The 20,479-nt window shown below is 66.3% G+C and carries 18 protein-coding genes; 8 read left to right on the forward strand and 10 right to left on the reverse strand.

Features of this window, described 5'->3' with window-relative positions; genetic code table 11:
• The first annotated feature begins 6 nt into the window (after window positions 1–6).
• Genes AC1DCF_RS02760 through AC1DCF_RS02770 form a run of 3 tightly spaced genes read left to right on the forward strand, consistent with a single transcriptional unit; the run spans window position 7 to window position 2,292 of the window.
• On the forward strand, window positions 7–810 hold the full coding sequence (locus tag AC1DCF_RS02760) for a COG4705 family protein (RefSeq protein ID WP_477209670.1): 804 nt from the start codon (window positions 7–9) through the stop codon (window positions 808–810).
• Window positions 807–1,490, forward strand: a complete 684-nt coding sequence (locus tag AC1DCF_RS02765; RefSeq protein ID WP_477209671.1) for a DedA family protein — start codon at window positions 807–809, stop codon at window positions 1,488–1,490. Before AC1DCF_RS02760 ends, AC1DCF_RS02765 begins: the two co-directional genes overlap by 4 nt.
• A 55-nt stretch (window positions 1,491–1,545) precedes the next feature.
• Entirely contained in the window at window positions 1,546–2,292 is a 747-nt protein-coding gene (locus AC1DCF_RS02770; protein WP_477209672.1) for a response regulator transcription factor, read from the forward strand.
• 26 nt (window positions 2,293–2,318) lie between these two features.
• Here AC1DCF_RS02770 and AC1DCF_RS02775 read toward each other — a convergent pair whose 3' ends face one another.
• The 4 genes from AC1DCF_RS02775 to AC1DCF_RS02790 are packed head-to-tail and all read right to left on the reverse strand — an operon-like array spanning window position 2,319 to window position 7,004.
• The gene (locus AC1DCF_RS02775; protein WP_477209831.1) at window positions 2,319–4,994 is read right to left on the reverse strand and encodes an FtsX-like permease family protein; all 2,676 of its coding nucleotides are present in this window, start codon (window positions 4,992–4,994) and stop codon (window positions 2,319–2,321) included.
• A 5-nt stretch (window positions 4,995–4,999) separates the two neighbouring features.
• On the reverse strand, window positions 5,000–5,725 hold the full coding sequence (locus tag AC1DCF_RS02780; RefSeq protein ID WP_477209673.1) for an ABC transporter ATP-binding protein: 726 nt from the start codon (window positions 5,723–5,725) through the stop codon (window positions 5,000–5,002).
• On the reverse strand, window positions 5,722–6,399 hold the full coding sequence (locus tag AC1DCF_RS02785) for an ABC transporter ATP-binding protein (RefSeq protein ID WP_477209674.1): 678 nt from the start codon (window positions 6,397–6,399) through the stop codon (window positions 5,722–5,724). Before AC1DCF_RS02785 ends, AC1DCF_RS02780 begins: the two co-directional genes overlap by 4 nt.
• A complete protein-coding gene (locus AC1DCF_RS02790; RefSeq protein ID WP_477209675.1) occupies window positions 6,387–7,004 on the reverse strand; it encodes a hypothetical protein in 618 nt (205 codons plus the stop codon). Before AC1DCF_RS02790 ends, AC1DCF_RS02785 begins: the two co-directional genes overlap by 13 nt.
• 152 nt (window positions 7,005–7,156) lie before the next feature.
• On the opposite strand from AC1DCF_RS02790, the gene AC1DCF_RS02795 reads away from it, so the two are divergent.
• Entirely contained in the window at window positions 7,157–8,437 is a 1,281-nt protein-coding gene (locus tag AC1DCF_RS02795; RefSeq protein WP_477209676.1) for a HAMP domain-containing sensor histidine kinase, read from the forward strand.
• A gap of 19 nt (window positions 8,438–8,456) precedes the next feature.
• Here the strand turns inward: AC1DCF_RS02795 and AC1DCF_RS02800 are convergent, their stop codons facing one another.
• Window positions 8,457–8,948, reverse strand: coding sequence for a MarR family winged helix-turn-helix transcriptional regulator (locus tag AC1DCF_RS02800; protein ID WP_477209677.1), 492 nt, complete (start codon window positions 8,946–8,948; stop codon window positions 8,457–8,459).
• A gap of 45 nt (window positions 8,949–8,993) precedes the next feature.
• On the opposite strand from AC1DCF_RS02800, the gene AC1DCF_RS02805 reads away from it, so the two are divergent.
• Window positions 8,994–9,932 (forward strand): DMT family transporter, encoded by a 939-nt coding sequence (locus AC1DCF_RS02805; protein WP_477209678.1) that lies wholly within the window; start codon window positions 8,994–8,996, stop codon window positions 9,930–9,932.
• Between the two features lie 35 nt (window positions 9,933–9,967).
• On the opposite strand, the gene AC1DCF_RS02810 is transcribed toward AC1DCF_RS02805, so the two are convergent.
• Window positions 9,968–12,490 carry a DEAD/DEAH box helicase gene (locus AC1DCF_RS02810; RefSeq protein WP_477209679.1) on the reverse strand — a complete coding sequence of 841 codons (2,523 nt, stop codon included), beginning with the start codon at window positions 12,488–12,490 and terminating at the stop codon, window positions 9,968–9,970.
• Between the two features lie 183 nt (window positions 12,491–12,673).
• On the opposite strand from AC1DCF_RS02810, the gene AC1DCF_RS02815 reads away from it, so the two are divergent.
• Together AC1DCF_RS02815 and AC1DCF_RS02820 are read left to right on the forward strand one after the other, a co-directional pair.
• On the forward strand, window positions 12,674–13,858 hold the full coding sequence (locus tag AC1DCF_RS02815; RefSeq protein WP_477209680.1) for a MarP family serine protease: 1,185 nt from the start codon (window positions 12,674–12,676) through the stop codon (window positions 13,856–13,858).
• Window positions 13,859–13,946: 88 nt separating this feature from the next.
• Window positions 13,947–14,675: an RNase H family protein gene (locus tag AC1DCF_RS02820; protein WP_477209681.1), complete on the forward strand. Its 729-nt coding sequence runs from the start codon at window positions 13,947–13,949 to the stop codon at window positions 14,673–14,675.
• A gap of 2 nt (window positions 14,676–14,677) precedes the next feature.
• Here AC1DCF_RS02820 and AC1DCF_RS02825 read toward each other — a convergent pair whose 3' ends face one another.
• The 3 genes from AC1DCF_RS02825 to AC1DCF_RS02835 form a co-directional block, all read right to left on the reverse strand.
• A complete protein-coding gene (locus AC1DCF_RS02825; protein ID WP_477209682.1) occupies window positions 14,678–15,748 on the reverse strand; it encodes a formylglycine-generating enzyme family protein in 1,071 nt (356 codons plus the stop codon).
• 66 nt (window positions 15,749–15,814) lie between these two features.
• Window positions 15,815–16,276 (reverse strand): DUF202 domain-containing protein, encoded by a 462-nt coding sequence (locus tag AC1DCF_RS02830; RefSeq protein WP_477209683.1) that lies wholly within the window; start codon window positions 16,274–16,276, stop codon window positions 15,815–15,817.
• Complete coding sequence (locus AC1DCF_RS02835) at window positions 16,273–16,635, reverse strand: YidH family protein (RefSeq protein ID WP_477209684.1); 363 nt, start codon at window positions 16,633–16,635, stop codon at window positions 16,273–16,275. The genes AC1DCF_RS02830 and AC1DCF_RS02835 overlap by 4 nt, the downstream gene beginning before the upstream one ends.
• Window positions 16,636–16,753: 118 nt before the next feature.
• Between AC1DCF_RS02835 and AC1DCF_RS02840 the strand changes: the two genes are divergently transcribed.
• Window positions 16,754–17,986 (forward strand): low temperature requirement protein A, encoded by a 1,233-nt coding sequence (locus tag AC1DCF_RS02840; RefSeq protein WP_477209685.1) that lies wholly within the window; start codon window positions 16,754–16,756, stop codon window positions 17,984–17,986.
• An 88-nt stretch (window positions 17,987–18,074) separates the two neighbouring features.
• Here AC1DCF_RS02840 and AC1DCF_RS02845 read toward each other — a convergent pair whose 3' ends face one another.
• Complete coding sequence (locus AC1DCF_RS02845; protein ID WP_477209686.1) at window positions 18,075–20,465, reverse strand: alpha/beta hydrolase-fold protein; 2,391 nt, start codon at window positions 20,463–20,465, stop codon at window positions 18,075–18,077.
• Window positions 20,466–20,479: the final 14 nt, after the last annotated feature.

A 20,479-nucleotide genomic window follows, 5' to 3' on the forward strand; every position in this document is an offset into this window, starting at 1 on the left:
TGCCCAATGTCAGATCTCACGGCAACACGTGCCGACCGACGCGTTTCCACCGGCCTCAACAAGGTTCCCGACCCCACCGCCATCTTCTGGATCATCAAGATTCTCGCCACCACTGTCGGAGAGACGTTTGCCGATTTTCTGGCAACCAACTTGAACCTCGGCCTCACCAACACCACCATCGTGATGGGTGCGCTGCTGGCGATCGTGCTGGTCTTCCAGTTCCGGTCGATTCGTTACGTGCCGGGAATCTACTGGCTGGCCGTTGTGCTGATCAGCATTGTCGGAACCCTGATCACCGACAATCTCACCGACAACTTCGGCATCCCGCTGGGGACAACGACCATCGTCTTCGCTATCGCACTTGCCATTGTCTTCGCCGCTTGGTATGCCAGCGAACGCACCCTGTCGATTCACTCGATCACGACCCGGCGTCGCGAAGGATTCTATTGGCTCGCCATTCTCTTCACCTTCGCGCTCGGAACGGCCGCCGGTGACCTGATCGCCGAAGGCCTGAACCTGGGCTACTTCGTCTCGGTATTGCTCTTCGCCGCCGCGATCGCGCTGGTCGGTTTGGCCTACCGCTTCGCCAATCTGAACGCGATCCTCGCCTTCTGGGTGGCCTACATCCTGACCCGCCCGCTCGGCGCCTCGCTCGGCGACTTCCTCTCGCAGCCCGTGGCTGACGGCGGACTGGGGCTGGGCACCGTCGGAACCAGCGCCATCTTCCTCACCGCGATCCTTGCGCTCATCATCTCGTTGACCGTCCGTCAGCGGAAGGAACTCGCCTCCTGGCAGGCTGACCTCGCATGAGCGGCATTCTGATCGGCAGCATGAGCACCATGAGCAGCGGCGTCCTCGACCCCCAGGCGCTGATCAACGGCGCCGGGGCGTGGGGGCTCGCTGTCGTGTGCCTCATCGCCTTCGTCGAGACGGCACTGCTCGTCGGATTCTTTCTGCCCGGTGACACGCTGCTCTTCTTCACCGGGGTGCTCACGCTGACCGGTGTGATTCAGGCCCCACTCTGGCTGGTGATCACGGCGGTCAGTGTCGCAGCGATCCTCGGCGACCAGGTCGGTTTCCTGATCGGACGACGCGCCGGTCCGGCGATCTTCAACCGCAAAGAGTCGGGCATTTTCAGCCGAGCGAGCGTGGTGAAAACCGAGGCATTTTTCACCCGCTTCGGCCCGGCCACCGTCACGATCGCCCGGTTCGTTCCGATGGTTCGCACCTTCGCTCCGGTCACCGCCGGCGTCGGTTCGATGCGCCACCGAACGTTTCTCGCCTTCAACATGATCGGCGCAGCGGCCTGGGCGAGCACAGTCATTCTGCTCGGCTACGGCCTCGGTCACTTTCCGGCCGTGGCCGAGTTCACCTCGAAGTACCTCGACCTGATCTTGATCGCGGTCGTGCTGATATCAACGGTTCCCGTGCTCGTGCGCACGCTCGTGTTGCACCGTCGTAGCCGCGCACGCGCAGCGGATGCGCGGTGATGAGGCCGGCGCCGACTGGCAACGCCGGGAGGAAGGCCCAGGCTAGGCTGCCGCTATGCCACGCGTGTTGATCGTCGAAGACGATGAGGTGATCGGTCAGGCGCTGGAGTCAGCACTCCGGGCCAACGGCCATACCGTGGAACGACGTCTCACCGGCACGTCGGGCCTCGGCGCAGCATCGGGCTTTACGCCAGACCTGGTTCTACTGGATCTCGGTCTCCCCGACCTCGACGGTTTGACGGTTTGCCGCGAGCTGCGCACTCTCCTTCCGTCCAGCGTGATCGTGCTCCTCACCGCGCGACGCGAGCAACTCGATATCGTGTCAGGTCTGGAGTCAGGTGCTGACGACTACCTGACCAAACCGTTCAGCGTCGTCGAGCTGCTCGCCCGGGTGAGGGCTCATTTGCGGCGCGCCGACGGTGCACGTTCCACGGACTCCGCCCCCATTGGCTCATCTGCCGTAGCACTCGCCGTGGTCGGGTCCCTGACCTGTGATGTGGCATCCCGTCGCGTCCTCATTGGCGGGCTTGAGGTACCACTTCGCGCTCGCGAGTTCGACCTGCTTGCGCGATTCATGCGCGAACCCGGCGGAGCGATCCGACGTGAAGACTTGATGACGGATGTCTGGGACGCCAACTGGTTCGGCTCCACCAAGACGCTTGACGTGCATGTTGCCTCGTTGCGTCGGCAACTCGCCGAGGTCGCTGTGCGGGCCGGGCCGGATGCTGTCGCTGCATTGCCGGAAATCGTCACGTTGCGCGGATACGGCTATCGCCTCGATCCCATACCATCGCCCGCCTGACCGCTCCCTTTCACGAGGCGTCCCGGTCACAGCTCTCGAAGATACTCAACGGTGGGCCGTTTCCCCGGCCGCGTGGCGAGCAGCGCTGCCGCGGTGATCGCAGCGAGGGCCACGGCCGCGCTGGCAGCCAGGTACGGCCCAGGCACGGCGAGGCCGGCCGGCGGCGGGTCGAAGACCCCGGTCAAGACAGATACCAACATCTGCGAGAGCGCGCCACCGATAACGGTCCCCGCCAGGACGCCGCCAATGGCAACGGTCGCGGCCTCGACCAGCACGAGGCCGCGCAGCTGGCGTCGGGTCGCTCCGAGTGCCGTCGCGATGGCGAACGAACGCCGCCGTTCGGCCAAGCCGAGGGCGAATACCAGGCCGCCGGCAGCCGCCGCGATCACGAGGGCGAAGACGAGTTCCACGCCGGTGAGCCCGGCGAGGTCGACCGATGTCAGGCTCGATCCGATCGACGAGCGTGCCGCGCCGATGGCTGTCACGCTCGCGCTGCTGCCGAGACTGGTGCGGAGAGCCGCTGCCACAGACTCCTGGTTCACCCCATTCGTGTTCACCAAGAAGGTACTGACGGAGCTGTCCCCCGTTGCCTGGGCGACATAGTCGGCATTCGCCACGAAGAAGCTGTCTTTCGGCGCAGTCGGAAACTCGGCAGCGACACCGACATAGTGAAACGGCACGGTTGTGAGCTGCTGGCTCATACTGCTCCGGAGCCGCAGGTTGATCAGGTCACCCTGTTTGAGCTGAAAATCTTTGACCGTCTCGGCGCTGACCAGAACCGCATCTGGTTGAGCGGCCAGCTTGCCCATCAGCTCGGCGGCGGTTCCGCCCTGAAAATACGCGTCTTGCAGCGTCGTCGCGCGCCCAATGGTCGCGGCCTGCACGCCGAAGAGATCCTGCAGATCGCTTCCAACATAGGCGAACCGATGTTGCAGTGGCTCGACCGCCGACACTTGGGGGGTCTGGGCGAGCGTTGCGGCCGCAGTCGCCTGAACCGAAGATCCGGGCGGTTCGGTCACGACAACATCCGCCCCGTTCGTCAGCTGGGCGTCGACCTCAGCCTGCTGCCGATAAGTGGCGTTGAAGACCGCGGTGGAGGCGGCGAACGCAAAGGCCAGGGCCAGCACCACGATCGAGCGGGCCAGGAGACGGCGTTGCCTCGACATGGATGCGGCAGCGATCCCCGACAGGTTGCCGGTAAGCGGACGCGCGAGCGCTGCAACTGCCGGGCGACCACGTCCGAGAACGAAGTCGGCGAGCCGCCAGGTGAGCAGGCCCGCCCCAATCCAGAACAGGCCGGGTCCGAAGAACGCCCAATAGTTGACCTGGATTGAGGCGACTCCCTCGGGAGCCAGCACCAGGGAATAGCCCTCCTGAGTGGTGATGAACACGATGACGGCGGATGCGACGAGCAGGAGCACGTCGAGCCAGGCTCTCATCCACCAGGGTGTGTGAGCGAGGGCGACCTGAGCCCGGGCCTCGCTGACAATCAGCCCGCGGAAATCACGCATCGCCGGCACGAGCACGGCGACGACGGCGATCAGGAGTCCGGTGAGGAATGCTGCGACGGGCCAGAGCACCGCGGAGGTCGCAGACCCTCCGAAGCCCACTGAACCGAACGCGACGAGTCCCACGAGGGCGGCGACGCCGAGGCCGATGATCCCACCGAGCACTCCGGCGAGCAGCGCCTCACTCGTGACGAGCCGGCGGATCTGCCGGGCGCTGGCGCCCCGGGTGCGTAGCAACGCCTGATCGCGTCGACGACGATCGGCACCCGCATTGGCGACGGCAACGGTCAGGATGCCGCACAGCACGGCCCCCGGCAACCCCAAGAACAAAAAGAGAACTGTGGCGTAACTCGAGTCACCGCGCGCCGCGCCGAGCGCCGCACCGAGGTTGTCGCCCACCAGACCGGCACCGGCCAATGCGGCCTCGAGATTGTGCGCGGCGGCAGTCTCAGTCACGAATGAGACCGCGGGATCGGACGGCAGATTGTGCGAACGGGCAACGTGAATCTGGGTGTTCAGAAGATCGGGGCGGCTGGCAGTAAGTGCGGTGCTGACGGCCTGAAAGTCGGCGGCGGGAAGCAGCAGCACATTGTCAGGCGGTGCGGTGGGCTGAGCGCCAGCTGGTGCACCGACGGTCTGAAACAGGGAATTCGCCTGCGGGAGGTCGACGACTCCGCCGATCACGACCGAGACCGGCGCCGCCCCGTCGAGGCCGACGGTCACGGTGTCACCGGGAACGACCTTGAGGTTTGCAGCGGTCTGCTGGGCGATCAGGGCGCCGCCGCGCGAGCCAGAGAGATACCGGATCTCGCCAGGGAAGGCATCCGTGTAGCCGGCCGGAAGCCCGAGCACGATTGCCGGGCCGGTCGTTTGGGAGGAGCCGCTCGTGGTGGAGCCGCCTGTCGTCGAGCTGAGGCCCGTGGAATGTGCGAACCCGACCGAGAGTGCAGCTGTGACACCCGGCGCTGCAGTCACCTGACCGATGGCGGCCGCCGGATCGGCGCCCGAGGCCAGCGCCACCTGCCAATCGACGGCGACCCCTGCCGCTGCGCGCGTCGTCATACTGGCCTGAGCGGCTCCGACGAACGAGCCGAGGCTGGCGAGCAGGGCAACGGCAACCGCGATGCCGGCGACGGTGGCGGCGAGTGCGCCGGCGCGCCGGGTGATGAGCCCGCGAAGCCACAGCCGAATCATGATGATCACCCGTTCAGATTCGACGCGGGGTGCGGCGTCTGGAGTTGGGTCGTGCGCTGCGTCGTTGCCAGCGCGGTGAGAAGCCTTCCGTCGTGCATCTCCCAGCGCGTTGCGAGCCTCGTCGCGATGTCGAGGTCGTGGGTGCTCACGACCAACGCGGCCCCCAGTTCGTCGGCGGCATGAATCAGCACGTCAACGACATGGCGGGCAGCCGCGCCGTCCAGCAGGCCGGTTGGTTCATCGGCCAGGATCACCGTGGGCCGGGTGGCGAGCACGCGGGCGATGGCCACGCGCTGCGCTTGGCCGCCCGACAACTCGTCGGGGAGTTTCTCGGCCAGGCCGTCGAGCTCAAGCTCGGCGAGGGCGACGAGGGCACGTCGGCTCGCATCGGATGGCCGCGTTCCGTTGAGGAGCAACGGCAAGGCAACATTCTCGACCGCATTGAGCGAGGGAATGAGGCTCGGGCCTTGAAAAATGACGCCGATCGATTGGGGGTTCCCGCTCGGATGCCCGGCGAAGTTCGGCCAGGTCATCTCACCGGAGGTGACGCGTTCGAGGCCGGCCATCATGTGCAGCAGGGTTGACTTCCCTGATCCCGACGGCCCGGTCAGGGCGATCCGCGCTCCAGCGCGCACCACACAGGTCGCGCCGTGCACAGCGACGACCGCGCGCTGCCCGGAGCCATAGGTGTGCCCCGCGTTCTCAGAACGGATGATCTCTGCCGGGTTCATGCCACCACCCGCCCGTCTCGCAGAGCAATGACCCGGTCGGCGTGGGTGACGACCGCCGCGCTGTGCGTGACGACCAGCACGGCGCATCCGCGGTCGGCGTGGCTGCGCAGCAGCTCAAGCAGCCGCTCCGCTGTGCTCCCGTCGAGCTCACCGGTCGGCTCATCGGCGAGAAGCACTGCGGGTTCGTTCGCGAGTGCGACGGCCAGGCCGGCCCGGGCCGCCTCGCCTCCCGACAGCTGAGAGGGCAACGCCCCGCCGCGCCGGGCGAGCCCGACACGCTCCAAGATCAACTGCGGAGATGCTGCATTCGATCGTGCGATGCGTTGGGCGAGCGCAACATTGTCGGTGACGGTGAGATGTCCGAGCAGATTCGCCGATTGAAACAGGACGCCAACCTTCCGGGCGCGAAGCGCGGCTCGCTCGGACTCAGGGCGGTGGCTCATTCGCGCTCCGGCGATGAATACCGTGCCACCGGCCGGCTCGTCGAGGCCGGCCAGACAAGCCAGCAATGTGGACTTACCCGATCCCGACGGACCTGTCACGGCGAGGATCTCGCCGGCCTGCACGCTGAGCGACACCCCGCGCAGTGCGAGGGTTTCTTCGTCGCCGGCCCGGAAAAAGCGGTAGAGATCATTCGCTTCAAGTGCGGGTCGAACACTCGCTAGCCCAGCCATGAGAACGACTTCGTGACGATGTTCCACGGGTCGACATTGTCGGCACCCTGAGGCGCCGACAGAGTGAGCGCCACCTGCTTGCTGTTCTTCCAGAACAGGAAGAGCTGCACGTCTTCGCGCGCCACCTTTCCGGTGACGGCATTGGGGGCTGAATCGTCTTGGTAGGTCACGACGATTCCATCGCCGCCCGGACGAGTGAACGTTTTCACCTCGCCGAGTTGAAACTTCTGCGCCGACCCTTGGAGAGCGCTGACAACGGTGCTCTTCACCGAATCCACTGTCGGGGCTGTCGAAACGGATGTCTCGTCGACGGTGATCGAATTGAGTTTGTCGGTAAAGGTCGTGGCCGACCCCGATTTGGTGCGCGCCCACCCTTCCGGAACTTTCACGCTGTACGCGGCGTTGTCAGAGGTGAACGTGACATAGGCCTGATTGTCGGGGATGTCACCCGCGGGGTTGATCTCGGTCACCTGTGGTGCCGGCTGGGACGAGAGGCCTGATTGGGTGGGTGCTCCGCAGCCGGCGAGGCCGACGATCAGTCCGAGTGCGATGGCGGTGGTGGCCCCCACTGATCGAATCCGGCCGGTTGTACGATTGCTCAACATGGAACCCTCCTGCGTAACGCGTGCTTACTTGTCACGCTAAACACCCACTGGCCAGAGGAACTGCCTGAACAAGCAAACGGACGGCAAAATCCGACACACGGCTTTCGAACAACAGCCGAAACTGAGAGAGAACCGACAGAGACGGTGAGAACATGACGCGGAGGATCCTGGGTGTCGCCCTGCTCAGTTCTGTCATCGCGCTCGTCTTGTTTCTGATTCCTCTCGCGATTGCCGTATTCAACCTTTTTCTCGCCGATGCCCAGGCGACGCTCGAGCGCGATGCATTGCACGCGGCGGTCGTCGTCGACTCGGCGTTCTCGGGAACCGATCGTGCCGAGCTGCCGGCCCCGTCGTCCGGAAACCAGCTGGGACTCTACGACGCCCACGCACACTTGATCGCCGGAACCGGGCCGCAGACCGCCGATGCAGCAACGCGGCGGGCCCTATCGGGGGGCTCAGCCCACACGACCGATGCAGGCTGGATTGTCTCGGTCGTGCCGATCAGTTCAGCCGAGACAGTGACGGGGGCCGTGCGCGCGGCGGCCCCGCTCCGCACGGTGTGGCTGCGCACCGTCGCGGTGTGGTTGCTCCTGCTTCTTGCTGCGGCTGTCGCCGTGACGGTCGGCATCGTCGCCGCGCGGTCGTTGGCGCGGCGGATCACGCGCCCGATGGAGAGACTGACGATTGCGTCGCAGGCACTCGGCGACGGCGATTTTGACGTGCGCACGACTCCGTCGGGACTTCCAGAGATCGACAAGGCCGGTGAAGCCCTCAATTCGACGGCGGCTCGGCTCGGCGACCTGGTTCAACGCGAGCGACAGCTGGCCGCCGATGCGTCGCACCAGCTGCGCACCCCGCTGACCGGGCTGCGACTCGTCTTGGAGGGGGGGCTGTCGGATCCGGATGCCGACCTGCGCGGCATCCTGAGCCAGGCGATCAAACAGGCCGATCAACTCGACGGCACCATCGACGATCTGATTACTCTCACTCGCGGCGGTCAGGATGCGGCTCCGACCGACGCGCACGCTCTGGTGGACGCTGCCGAGCGTCGCTGGCATCCGGTGCTCGCTGCGGCCGGACGCCCCTTGCGGGTCGCCGTCACCGATGAGCTTCCACACCCCGTTGTCGTTGAATCCGCATTTCAGCAGATCGTCGATGTGCTGATCGAGAACGCTCTGCGGCACGGCTCCGGGGAAGTCATCCTGCGTGTGCGGGGGGCTCATGGCGCCGTCGCCGTCGACGTTGAGGACGAGGGAAACACGATCGCGCTGTCGGAGGACATCTTCGGATACGGGGTCTCGCCGGCGGGCGGCAGCGGTCTCGGTTTGGCGCTCGCCCGTCGACTTGCCGAAGACCAGGGAGGAAGGCTCTTGCTCTCCGCCCGAGTGCCGCACACCCAGTTCACGCTGATACTGCCGGCTGCGCCTGTCTGACGCAGACCGAGCACAGAGATCAGCGCGGCCGCGCCGCCGATTCGAGACGCTGGAGCAGCCCGATGAGGATTGCCTGTTCGCCGCCGCTCAGCACATCCGTGATCGCTCGCTCGGTCTCAACGTGATCCGGCAGCACCTGCTCGATGAGCGTCGTCCCGGCTTCGGTCAACGCGACAAGGGTGCCGCGCCCGTCATCGGGATTGGCCTCCCGCGCGATCAGCCCGCGAGCCTCGAGTTTGTTGAGGCGCTGCGCCACCGCACTCGACGTGATCATCGCATACCGGGCGAGCATCGCCGGCGCGATCCGGTACGGCTCACCACTCCGCAGCAGTGTTGCAAGCACGTCGAACGAACCGGAATCCAGTCCGTGCCGCGCAAAAGTCTCGGCCAGGCGCGCGTCGATCGCGAGCGCGGAACGGCTCAGGCGTCCGATCACGGCCATCGGCGACACGTCGAGGCCGGGCTTCTCCGCGTGCCACTGCTCGAGAATCCGATCCACCTGATCTGCCATGCATCCACTCTAGCAATTCGCTAAGCACTTAGCTATTATGGCTAAGTGCTTAGCAATCGAACCCTGCTCATCGTCACCACCGCCGTTGCCCCCGCGCTCTGGGGAACGACCTACCTCACGACCACGACGCTCCTTCCACCGGATCGCCCGCTCCTCGCCGCGACCCTTCGCGCCCTCCCCGCCGGGCTCCTTCTTCTGGCGCTCGCGCGACGGATGCCGCAGGGCGCGTGGTGGTGGAAGGCCTGGGTTCTCGGGGTACTCAACATCGGCGCCTTCTTCGCACTGCTCTTCATCGCGGCCTACCGACTCCCCGGCGGGGTCGCCGCTGTCGTCGGAGGAATCTCACCACTCGTCGTCGCCGTGCTGGCGAGCCGGGTGTTGCACGAGAAACTGACCACACGCGTGATCGTCGCGGGAGCGGCCGGCGTGCTCGGCGTGAGTCTGATCGTGCTGCAGGCGCAGAGCCGATTGGATGCGATCGGTGTGCTTGCCGCAGTCGGAGGAACGCTCTCCATGGCCACCGGCATCGTGCTCTCGAAGAAATGGGGCCAACCGGCGCCGCCACTCGCCACCACGGCGTGGCAGCTGATCGCGGGCGGGCTCACACTTCTCGCGCTGCTTCTGGTCTTCGAAGGTCTTCCGGCGCAACCGCTGACGCCGACCAACCTGATCGGCTATGCCTACCTGTCGGTGGTCGGAACCGCCCTCGCCTACCTGCTCTGGTTCCGCGGAATCGCGCGACTCCCCACGAGCATCCCCGCATTCTTAGGGTTGCTCAGCCCAGTCGTCGCCATTCTGGCCGGTTGGCTGATTGCCGGAGAGACGCTCACTCCCCCGCAGCTGGCCGGAATCGCGATCGTGCTCGGGGCGGTCTCGGTGGCGGTGCGGCCCGCTCGCGGGTCGGGCGCCGCGGCGCGCGTCAGCCCCGACCAGCGCGGCGGCGCCCAGCCCGCGCAACGCCTCGTGGCTTCGTCTGAGGAATAGATCGCGGGGCCTCGACGGGCTCGACCACCGAGGTTCTACAGCCGGTTGATTTCCGTCAGTCGAACGACGGCCTCGCCCGCCTCATCCGACGCCTCCAGATCGACCTCGGCGGTGAAGCCCCAGTCGTGATCGCCCGCGGGGTCGTCGAGAATCTGGCGCACCTTCCACGAGGTGGCGCCCTCCTCGATGATCAACAGCGCGGAGCTGCGGGCGTTGGCGCCGGTCAGAATCTCGTCGTGCTCGTCGTAGTAACCGTCGAGCGCGTTGGCCCAGGCGTCCGCGTCGAAACCGGATGCCGCATCCAACTCACCGAGCGCGTCATACTGCTCACGCGCGGCCAGCTGCACCCGACGGAACAACTCATTGCGCACCAGAATGCGGAACGCGCGCACGTTCATGGTGAGCCGCTTCGGGGCCGGCGGCAGCACCACGTGCGCACCGGCGGCGTGGGCCTCGGCGTCGGGGTGAATCAGCTCTTCCCATTCGTCGAGCAGGCTCGAGTCGACCTGGCGCACGAGTTCGCCGAGCCATTCGATCAGGTCGAGCAGGTCTTCGGTCTTCGCCTCGTCGGGAATCGTCTGCCGCGCCGCCCGGTAGGCGTCGGAGAGGTAGCGCAGCACGACGCCCTCGCTGCGGGCGAGTTTGTAGAACGCGATGAACTCGCCGAACGACATCGCCCGCTCATACATGTCGCGCACGACCGATTTGGGCCGCAGTTCGAAGTCGGCGATCCACGGTTGTGACAGCTTGTAGGTGTCGAAGGCGTAGGTCAGCAGTTCATCGAGGGGCTTCGGGTGCGTGACCTCCTCAAGCAACGCCATCCGCTCGTCATATTCGATGCCTTCGCGCTTCATCGCCGCGACCGCCTCGCCGCGGGCCACGAACTGCTGGCCGGAGAGCACCGGGCGCGGGTCGTCGAGGGTCGACTCCAGGATCGAGATCATGTCGAGCGCATAGTGACCGGTCCCGGTTTCCACGGCCGGGTCGGGGTCGAGCAGCTCGAACGCGGCGAGGGCGAACGGCGACAGCGGCTGGTTGAGCGCAAAGTTCGCCTGCAGATCAACGGTCAGACGGATGTCGCCGGTCGCCGACTGCTCGACGATTCCCGCGGCACGCAGCGTCTTGTAGATGCCGAGAGCCCGACGGGCCAGCTCGAGTTGACGCTTCCATGGCTCGTGGTTGTCGAAGACCAGCGCGTACACGTTTGCGAAGGCGTCGCCGCCGCGGGCGATCACGTTGATCAGCATGGCGCTGGTCATCTGCATGCTCGAGGTCAGGGTCTCGGGCTCGGCCTCAATCAGGCGGCGGAACGACGGCTCGCCCCAGGAGACGAACCCTTCCGGAGCCTTCTTGCGAATGAGCTTGCGCTTCTTCTTCGGGTCGTCGCCGGCCTTCTCGATGGCCCTGAGGTTCTCGGTCTCGTGGTCCGGAGCCTGCGCGACGACGGTTCCGGCCGTGTCGTAACCCGCGCGGCCGGCCCGACCGGCGATCTGATGGAACTCGCGTGCGTTGAGCTGGCGCATCTTGACGCCGTCGTACTTCGTCAGCGCGGTGAAGAGTACGGTGCGGATCGGCACGTTGATGCCGACGCCGAGCGTGTCGGTGCCGCAGATCACGCGCAGCAGTCCGCGCTGGGCAAGCTGCTCAACCAGACGGCGATACTTCGGCAGCATTCCGGCGTGGTGCACGCCGATGCCCATTCGAATCAGGCGCGACAGGGTCTTACCGAAGCTCGTCGTGAACCGAAACTCTCCGATCAACTCGGCGATCGCATCCCGTTGCTCGCGGTTCGCCACTTTGGCGCTGGCCAGCGCCTGTGCGCGTTCGAGCGCGGCGGCCTGCGAGAAATGCACCACGTAGACGGGAGCCTGGCCGGTGCCGAGCAGCTCTTCGACGGTCTCGTGGATGGGCGTCATTTGGTAAAAGTAGTGAAGCGGAACCGGGCGCTCGACACCGGTGACCAGCGCGGTCGGCCGGTTTGTGCGGCGGCTGACGTCGGCCGCCAGGTCGGTGACGTCGCCCAGCGTCGCCGACATCAGCACGAACTGCACGCGCGGCAGGGTGAGCAGCGGCACCTGCCAGGCCCAGCCGCGGTCGGGGTCGGCGTAGAAATGGAACTCGTCCATCACGACCTGGTCGACCTGGGTGTCCTCGCCGTTGCGGAGGGCGAGGTTCGCCAGAATTTCGGCGGTGCAGCAGATGATGGGCGCGTCGGCGTTCACCGAGGAGTCGCCGGTCATCATTCCGACGTTCTCGGCGCCGAAGATCTCGACCAGTGCGAAGAACTTCTCGCTGACGAGCGCCTTGATCGGCGCCGTGTAGAAGCTGCGCTTGCCCGCGGAGAGCGCCGCGAAGTGAGCACCGATCGCGACGAGCGACTTTCCGGTACCGGTCGGCGTCGACAGGATGAGGTTGGCGCCGGACACGATCTCGATGAGCGCTTCTTCCTGCGCCGGATAGAGCGACAGGCCTTGGGCACCGGCCCACAGCTCGAATGCTTCGAAAAGCACGTCGGGATCGGTGACGTGCGGGAGCGCTTCGAGAGTTGCCATGATCATTCGATCCTGCCCTATTTGGCTGCGCTTCTCCCGCCGACCCCCGAAAACCGGTCGGTTACGATTGACAGAGGCGACGCGTATGCTGCGTCGCATCGGTCAGAATCTGGCCGGCACCTAGTCACCTCGGCGTCGACTCGGCTCACAGCTCGCCGGACTCACGTCAGAACTACCGAGAGGAACCTGATGATTTACGGATTCCTCGTCATCGACATCCTGCTGATTCTTGTGCTCATCGCAGCGTTCTTCAGCGGCTACCGCAACGGCCTGCTCCGCAGCATCAGCGGACTCATCGGCCTCGTGCTCGGCGCCTTCGCCGCCTATCTCGTCGTGCCCTGGGTGGGCTTGTGGGTGCCCGCCGTCGAATGGCGTGCTGCGGCCACGCTCGCCGCCGCCATCCTGCTCGTGTTCGGCGGCTTGTCACTCGGGCTCTCGATCGGCCGCCGCATCGGCGGGCGCGCCCGACGCACCGCGCTCGGCTGGCTCGATCGCTTGCTCGGCGCGGCGTTCACCGTAGTGGCGACGGCACTCGCGATCTCGATGCTGGCGTTCAGCCTCGGAACCCTCGGCATCCCCGGCCTCTCGACAACACTCGCCTCCTCCGGCGTCGTGCGCGCGATCAACGCGATCACTCCCGACCCGGTTCAGACCTGGCTCGCCCAGTTGCGGTCGGTGGCGGTGGCCGAGGGCCTGCCTTTGATCACGGATGTCTTCGACGGCCCGGCGCCCGTGCTGCCCGACCAGGCGATCGACAACCCGGCCATCGAAACGGCTGTGCAGTCGGTGGTGCGCATCACCGGCAACGCCTTCGACTGCGGCCAGAACCAGTCGGGCAGCGGATTTGTCGCCTCGCCCGGACGAGTCGTCACCAACGCGCATGTCGTGTCGGGAGTCACCGAGCCGGTCGTCGAGTCGCCGAGCGGTGACGTCGTGCAGGGAACCGTCGTCTACTTCGACCCCACCGTCGACTTGGCCGTCATCTCGGTGCCTGGCCTCGACACCCCCGCGCTGCAGCTGGGCGACAACCTGAAGCCGGGCGGGGTCGGTGTGGCCGCCGGCTATCCCTTCGGCGGGCCGTTCGTCGCCGACCCGGCCACCGTGATCGCACGCGGCCCGCTGATGTTGCAGGAGACGACGGCACAGTCGCTGAGCACGCGTGAGGTCTACACACTGGCTTCGGACATCCAGCAGGGCGAGTCGGGTGGCCCCCTGCTCTCCGACACCGGACACGTGGTCGGGGTCGTCTTCGCGAAATCGGCGCACACCGCCAACGTCGGCTACGCCCTCGGGATGCAGGAGGTCTCCTCGGTTGTCGACCGGGCTCCCGGGCTGAGCGCCCCGGTGTCGACCGGCGCCTGCGTGCGCGGCTGATCGCATCCGCTGAAGCAGACGACTGCCGGAGCAGACACCTGCCAGACTTGAGGTGACCCTGCACCGGGGTCACAAGTGAGAGGTTCGCATGACAATCACCGCTGCCGCCGACGGTTCGGCTCTTGGCAACCCTGGCCCGGCCGGGTGGGCTTGGTACGTCGATGATTCCTGCTGGGCTGCGGGCGGCTGGAAGCACGCCACGAACAATCAGGGCGAGCTCAAGGCTGTGCTCGAGCTGTTTCGCGCAACCGCCCACCTCGACGACGACCTCCTGGTGCTCTGCGACAGCCAGTACGTGATCAACTCGGTGACCAAGTGGATGCCCGGGTGGAAGAAGAAGGGCTGGCGCAAGGCCGACGGAAAACCGGTCATGAATCTCGAACTCCTGCAGGAGATCGATGAGGCCTTGGTCGGGCGCAAATACCGTTTCGAGTGGGTCAAGGGGCACGCGAACCACCCGCTCAATGAGGCAGCCGACTCCCGCGCGCGCGCCGTGTCGGAGGCGTTCCAGCGCAACGCCCCGATTCCGGAAGGGCCGGGTTGGACCAAGGGCGGAACGCCGGCGAAACGCCCCGCCGCGTCGGGTTCTGCTGCTCGGCCAGCCGTGAAGGCGGCGACGAAGCCGGCGGCCACCGCGTCGCAGCTCGCTGCGTCGCATCCCGGCTTGTTCGACTTCGACGACCTGGGTGCCGCTGACTCACAGGCACCGGAGCACACTCTCACGCTGAAACTCAACACCGACGAGTTCACCGCATTGACTCGAAAGGCTGCCGCGCGTGGCCTGACCAGCGAAGACTTTCTGCGTAGCCTGATCTAGGTCTACACAGTGCGCGCGCAGCGAAAGCCGATGTGCGTGGTCGAGGTGTCTTCGGCCTGCGGTGACCGCGCAGCCGGCCGGTAGCGCAGGCAATATTCGGGCGCGCAGAGGTGAGAGCCGCCCTTCAACACCCGGCGCGGAATGGTCGACCCCGGCTCGGCACTGGCCTCCGCGGCTGCCCGCGAGCTGGAATCGGATGGCCCGCAGGCGCAGCTGGGTCCGCATCCGCCGGCGTTGGCCGGGTCGCCGGAGCCCTCGGACTCAGTTGCCGGCTTGGCCGAAGAATCGGCCAACAGATTCAGTCCAACCGGCGCCGTCAGGCCAGTAGTGACAGCCGGTGCCACCGGCCGGTGACTCGGCGTGTAGAAGTCACTCGTCCATTCCCAGGTGTTGCCGCACATATCGACCAGGCCGAAGCCGTTGGGCTCGAAGGTTCCGACCGGCGAGGTCCCCACCCAGCCACGGGCGCCGATGTTGCGGAACGGAAAGTCTCCTTGCCAGGAGTTGGCCCGGAGATTCAGCGGGTCCTGCGGCTCATCGCCCCAGCTGTAGGTGCGGCCCTCCAGGCCGCCGCGCGCGGCATACTCCCACTCCGTCTCGGTCGGCAGGCGCTTGCCGGCCCACGCGGCGTACGTCGTCGCATCCTCGTAGGCGATCTGCACGACCGGGTGATCGTCTTTGTCCGTGATCGAACTAGCGCCTCCATACGGATGCCGCCAGGTCGCGCCCGGCACCCAGTCCCACCACTGACGCCAATCCCCCAGGTTCACCGGGCCGGGCGTTCCCGCGAACACCAGCGCGCCGGGCACGAGGTCGGCCGGGTTCGCGCCGGGATAGTCGGCGGGGTCAGGCATCCGTTCGGCGACAGTGACGTAGCCGGTGTCGGTGACGAATTGGGAGAACTGACGATTGGTGACCGGGGCGCGATCCAGTTCGAACGGACCGACCTCGACCTGCATCACCGGCCCTTCTTCGGGATAGAACTCGGTGGACCCGCGCTGATAGCGCCCACCGGGTAACGCGACCATCCCCGCCGGGACGGTGGCTTGTGCTTCGGCGGTTGAGTCAGTCATCGATTCCAGGTCCCGTCGTCAGGTGCTCACATTCGATCTAGATCTCAATCTAGATCGTGCGTGCGATCACAGCCGGATGCCGCCCCACAAAAAGAGCGTCGCCATCACGCCAAGCAACAGGGTCGAAGCTGCCATCGCGGCAATCGGCCACGCACTGACCGAATGCAACGCATCCGCCGGCGTCGGCTTCTGGGCCATCGGCGTCTGGGTCGTCGATTCCTGGGCTGTCGGCGTCTGGGCTGTCGGCGTCTGGGCTGGCGGCGTCTGGACCGTCGGAGCAGGCGCGGCCTGAGTCAGCGCCAGGTGCGTACGCCGGTACCGAAAGCGCGCGCCGATGTACGCGGCGAGCGCGAGCCCCATGCCGCCGATGCCGGCGACGATCGCCACCGCGCCGAAATGCGGAGCGGTGAACCGAACGGCTACCGCGCAGGAGACACCGAGAGCGAGCACGGTGCGCTGCCAAGCGAGAAATGTGCGTTCAGGTTGAAGCCCCTGATCGAACACTTTCTCTGTGCTTGGCGGACTCATCCGAGAAGCATTCCCACCGCGATCAGCAGGGCGGCGACCACAATGCCGACGGCCAAGATGCCAGACAGAGCCGGGGCGGGCAACGGCCGGCTCTCACGCATGGCGCGTTCGGTGCGCATCCAGCTGAACCAGGCGTGGATGGGTGCGGCCAGGCCGAGAAGGATGAAGATCCCGGCCGAGTAGAGACGAAAGTCCTCCCGGATCGGGAGCTGCAGCGCCTCCAGCGCGACACCGGCGGCGATCAGGGCCAGTGAGGTGCGAATCCAGGCGAGAAAGGTGCGCTCATTGGCGAGACTGAACCGGGGGTCGGGTTCCTCTCCGTGCCGGTAGACAGCCTGGGGAAAGCGCCGAAGGGTCATCTCGTCCTCTCCGAGCCCGCGGACGCCTGTGCCCGCGGATGTATGTGCCCGCGAACCCAGATTACGCGGTCGGGTGGCCTGCGGTCGGTAGCAGCCCGCCGACCACTACGCTCGTGCCATGGCTCCCCTCGGTTTCGCTTCTGATCTGCTGCGGCCGCAGCGCGGCAACGATGCGCACCGGGTCACCTTCATTGAGCTGTTCTTCGACCTGGTTTTCGTGTTCGCCGTCACCCAGGTGTCGCATGTCTTGCTCACCCATCAGAGCGCCATCGATCTCGTGCAGACGGTCATCATGGCCGCCGTGGTCTGGTTTGTCTGGATCAACACAACGTGGACGACGAACTGGCTGAATCCCGAGCGCGGTTGGGTGCGCGGGATGCTGATCACTCTCATGCTGGTCGGGATGCTGATGGCGAGCGCCATCCCGGAGGCGTTCACCGACAAGGCCCTCCTCTTCGCCATCGCGCTCGTCACGATGCAGCTGGGACGCAGTGTGTTCACGGCTCTCGCCTTCGCCCGATCCCGACCCGCCCACGCCATGAACTTCGTGCGCATCGGCATTTGGGAGGCAGCGACTGCCGTGCTCTGGATCGGCGGGGCGCTGGCACCCGAGGAGGCGCGCCTCTGGATCTGGCTCATCGCCTTGCTCATCGATGTCGCCGGTCCGCGCGCCCGCTTCTGGGTGCCGGGACTCGGCGGCTCTGGCCTCGACACCTGGAACATCACCGGAGAGCATATGGCGGAACGGGTGAGCCTGTTCTTCATTATCGTGCTGGGCGAATCAATCATCGTCACCGGGTCGACCTTCGCCGCCGCTCCGCTCGAGGGGCCGTACCTGCTCGCATTCCTCTCAGCGTTCGTCGGCACGGTGCTGCTCTGGTTGCTGTACTTCAATCATGGGCAGCAGGGCGGCAGCGAATTCATCAGCCACGCCCAGGAGAAGGAACGCGGGCTGATCGCCCAGGTGGCCTATACCTACATTCCGCTGCTCATGGTGCTCGGCATCGTGCTCACCGCCGTCGGCGACGGCCTGGTTCTGCGTGAGCCGGACGAGCCGACCGATCCCTGGGCCGCCGGCCTGCTCTGTGGGGCTGCAGCACTGTACCTGCTCGGAAATGCCTTCTTCCGTCGCGCTGTCGGCGGGCCTTGGCTGGTCGGGCATCTCGTCGGCGCGATCGTTCTCGCCGGCCTTTTCGCGCTCTACCCGCTGCTTCCGTCGCTTGCCCTGGCCTGGCTGGTCAACCTGGTCTTGCTGCTGGTCGTGATCGCCGACGAATGGGTGTGGCGTCGCCTCGTGGCTCGCGATGGTCGCGACCCCCGACGGAGGGGCTCGGCATCGCCGCTGCTCTAATCGGGTGAGTCTCGACCGCGATGCTTCTCAGAGTGGATGCTGCGCAGAGCGGATGCTGCGCGCATCGCGTGCACGCAGCATCCCAGCGTCAGTGTGCCGTACCCCTGCCTGAGCGACGCACGGCGGCAACGCCCGCGCCCGCCATCAGCAGGAGCGCGGCCAGAGCGGCGAGTCGAGCGGCGTCGACGCCGGTCAGCGTCAGCGCCGATCCGAACAACGCGGGCGACCCCGGCTCCGACCCGCTTCCCGGAAGTCCGCCGGTTCCCGACCCGTCAGGGTCAACGCCCGGCGTGACAACGGGGGGAACGACCGCGGGCACCCCGACGCTGACTGCAGCAAAGTCGACGCTGGTCAGAAACACGTCCCCGGCCCCCGAATTCTTGGCGCCTGCGACCTGTCCTGCCGTCAGGCCTTGAATCCAGGTTGATCCGTTTCCGCCTGAGAGGTAGAGGTTCGCCTCGTCGTACTCGTCGGCGCCGTCACGCTCGACAGAGCCGAACTGCGAACGATCAGTAACGGTTCCCGCCTGGTCGATGGTCAGTGTGAAGACGTCGACGCCACCGGCACCGGCGCTGATGCGCCCGTTGGTGTGGCCGCCGACCAGGATCCGGCCCGCCGCATCCGTGGCAATCGCAGCCCCGCGATCATCACCAGCTGAACCCGTCTGCGTCGTCCACTGCGTTGAACCGTCGGCGCCCAACGCGATGATGAACGCGTCATTTTCTCCGGCTGCGGCCGCGCCGAGCGTGCCACCGGTGAATCCAGTAGCCACCACGCCGGATGCCGTTGCGACAAGCGCAGAGACCTGGTCGCTGGCTGCCGTGCCGACCGGGGTCAGCCATTCGCGCGTGCCATCGGCGGTGAACTTCGCGATCCAACCGTCGGATCCCCCAGCCGCAGTCGTGCCGGGCATCGCGCCGCCACCCACCCCGCCCACGTACACGCCGCCGTCGGCACTCGCAGCAACCGCGAATCCCTTGTCTTCACCGGTGCTTCCGAACTGATTCGCGAAAAGCACAGTCCCCGCCGCATCGACGTGGGCGACGATCGCATCCTTGTCGCCGGCGCTCGTGCCGCCCGGGAGTGTGCCCGATGTGTATCCGGTGAGAAAGGCTCCGCCCTTCGTGTCGGAGGCGACACCGTAGACGCGGTCGGCCGCCGATTCAGAACCGAACGTTGTGCGCCAGAGTTCAGTTCCGTCAGCATCGAGCTTGACGGTCAACGCGTCGTCATTTGATCCGCCGTTGTGGTTCTGTCTCATGAACCCCGCGATGATTGCCGACCCGTTTCCGCCGTCGACGACCCCGTAGGAGCGTTCGTTCAGGGCGGTCGCGATGGGGGTGACCCAAACTTGTTTCCCTGTCGAATCGAGCTTCTGCGCCACAACATCGAAGCCGCCCAGGGCGTTCTGTCCGAGCAGCGAGTCAGCGGCGTTCACCGCGTGGATGACGCTGCCGTCGGCCAGACCGAGCACTCCACCCGCCCTGTCGTCGCCGACCGAACCGAACTGTGCGCCGGCGAACGGAGCGGCAGGCTCGCTCTGCAGATATCCGGCGAGGTCGACAATGCCCTCCCGAAACCCCGCGTCCCAGACTCCCCACTCGTGGCCTCCGTCGTAGACGCGCAACTCGGCGCTCACCCCGGGCACCCGCTTGGCCTGGTTGTACAGGGTTGCCGCTTCGTAGTCGAGGTCGTGAATTGCGTCTTCCGGCTTCGGGTTTGCGTATTCGTCGTCACCGACACCAATGAACAGGTGCACAGGAAGTGCCGGGTCCAGCGCAGCGAATGAAGCCGGGTAGTTGAGCGCCTGATACCGGGCTTCGTCGTAGAGTGCGCTGCCGACACCGTAGGCGCCGAACTCGCGCGTCGACGAGTCAACCGGAGTCGATGGGGCGTAGACGGCGGGGCTCAACACGAGTCCGGCCGAGAAGAGATCCTGATGCACCGTCGCGTAGCGGAGCGCCCCTGCGCCACCCATCGAATAGCCGCCGACGGCCCGAGCCGCCCGGTCGGCGAGTGTGCGATAGTTCGCATCGATGTAGCCGACAAGGTCGGTGGTGAATGCCGTCTCGACTTTCACCCCCGGCGTCGTTCCCGAGCCGGTGCCCGTGTACTCCGAGTCAACGTAGTAGCTGCCGCCGTTGCTCCACGGGGCGTCGGGCATCACCACGATCATCGGCGGGATGGCACCGGATGCGATGAGCTCGTCGAGCGCGCCGGCCTCCTGCTGCCAGGCAGCCTGCGTGTCGCCGCGGCCGTGAAGGAGGTAGAGCGACGGATACGTTGTCGCCGCGTTCGCGTCATAGCCGGCAGGGAGATACACGGTGAAGTCGACGGCGCCGCCGACGGCACCGCTCGGCGCGCTGCCGGCAACCAGCTGACTGCCGGCAGCAGCGTAGGCGGGAGCCGCACCGATGACGGTTGAGGTCGCGAAAAGTCCGAGCGACAGTGTCACTCCGATGGTCTTTTTCCACATCATTGTGGTTCCCTTTC

The organism is Leifsonia sp. 10L418, assembly GCF_056395445.1.

Excerpts from the sequence above, each read along its gene's own strand:
- AC1DCF_RS02760 (WP_477209670.1), top strand. The coding sequence starts at position 7 with ATGTCAGATCTCACGGCAACACGTGCCGACCGACGCGTTTCCACCGGC.
- AC1DCF_RS02765 (WP_477209671.1), top strand. The coding sequence starts at position 807 with ATGAGCGGCATTCTGATCGGCAGCATGAGCACCATGAGCAGCGGCGTC.
- AC1DCF_RS02770 (WP_477209672.1), top strand. The coding sequence starts at position 1,546 with ATGCCACGCGTGTTGATCGTCGAAGACGATGAGGTGATCGGTCAGGCG.
- AC1DCF_RS02775 (WP_477209831.1), bottom strand. The coding sequence starts at position 4,994 with ATGATTCGGCTGTGGCTTCGCGGGCTCATCACCCGGCGCGCCGGCGCA.
- AC1DCF_RS02780 (WP_477209673.1), bottom strand. The coding sequence starts at position 5,725 with ATGAACCCGGCAGAGATCATCCGTTCTGAGAACGCGGGGCACACCTAT.
- AC1DCF_RS02785 (WP_477209674.1), bottom strand. The coding sequence starts at position 6,399 with ATGGCTGGGCTAGCGAGTGTTCGACCCGCACTTGAAGCGAATGATCTC.
- AC1DCF_RS02790 (WP_477209675.1), bottom strand. The coding sequence starts at position 7,004 with ATGTTGAGCAATCGTACAACCGGCCGGATTCGATCAGTGGGGGCCACC.
- AC1DCF_RS02795 (WP_477209676.1), top strand. The coding sequence starts at position 7,157 with ATGACGCGGAGGATCCTGGGTGTCGCCCTGCTCAGTTCTGTCATCGCG.
- AC1DCF_RS02800 (WP_477209677.1), bottom strand. The coding sequence starts at position 8,948 with ATGGCAGATCAGGTGGATCGGATTCTCGAGCAGTGGCACGCGGAGAAG.
- AC1DCF_RS02810 (WP_477209679.1), bottom strand. The coding sequence starts at position 12,490 with ATGATCATGGCAACTCTCGAAGCGCTCCCGCACGTCACCGATCCCGAC.
- AC1DCF_RS02815 (WP_477209680.1), top strand. The coding sequence starts at position 12,674 with ATGATTTACGGATTCCTCGTCATCGACATCCTGCTGATTCTTGTGCTC.
- AC1DCF_RS02820 (WP_477209681.1), top strand. The coding sequence starts at position 13,947 with ATGACAATCACCGCTGCCGCCGACGGTTCGGCTCTTGGCAACCCTGGC.
- AC1DCF_RS02825 (WP_477209682.1), bottom strand. The coding sequence starts at position 15,748 with ATGACTGACTCAACCGCCGAAGCACAAGCCACCGTCCCGGCGGGGATG.
- AC1DCF_RS02830 (WP_477209683.1), bottom strand. The coding sequence starts at position 16,276 with ATGAGTCCGCCAAGCACAGAGAAAGTGTTCGATCAGGGGCTTCAACCT.
- AC1DCF_RS02835 (WP_477209684.1), bottom strand. The coding sequence starts at position 16,635 with ATGACCCTTCGGCGCTTTCCCCAGGCTGTCTACCGGCACGGAGAGGAA.
- AC1DCF_RS02840 (WP_477209685.1), top strand. The coding sequence starts at position 16,754 with ATGGCTCCCCTCGGTTTCGCTTCTGATCTGCTGCGGCCGCAGCGCGGC.
- AC1DCF_RS02845 (WP_477209686.1), bottom strand. The coding sequence starts at position 20,465 with ATGATGTGGAAAAAGACCATCGGAGTGACACTGTCGCTCGGACTTTTC.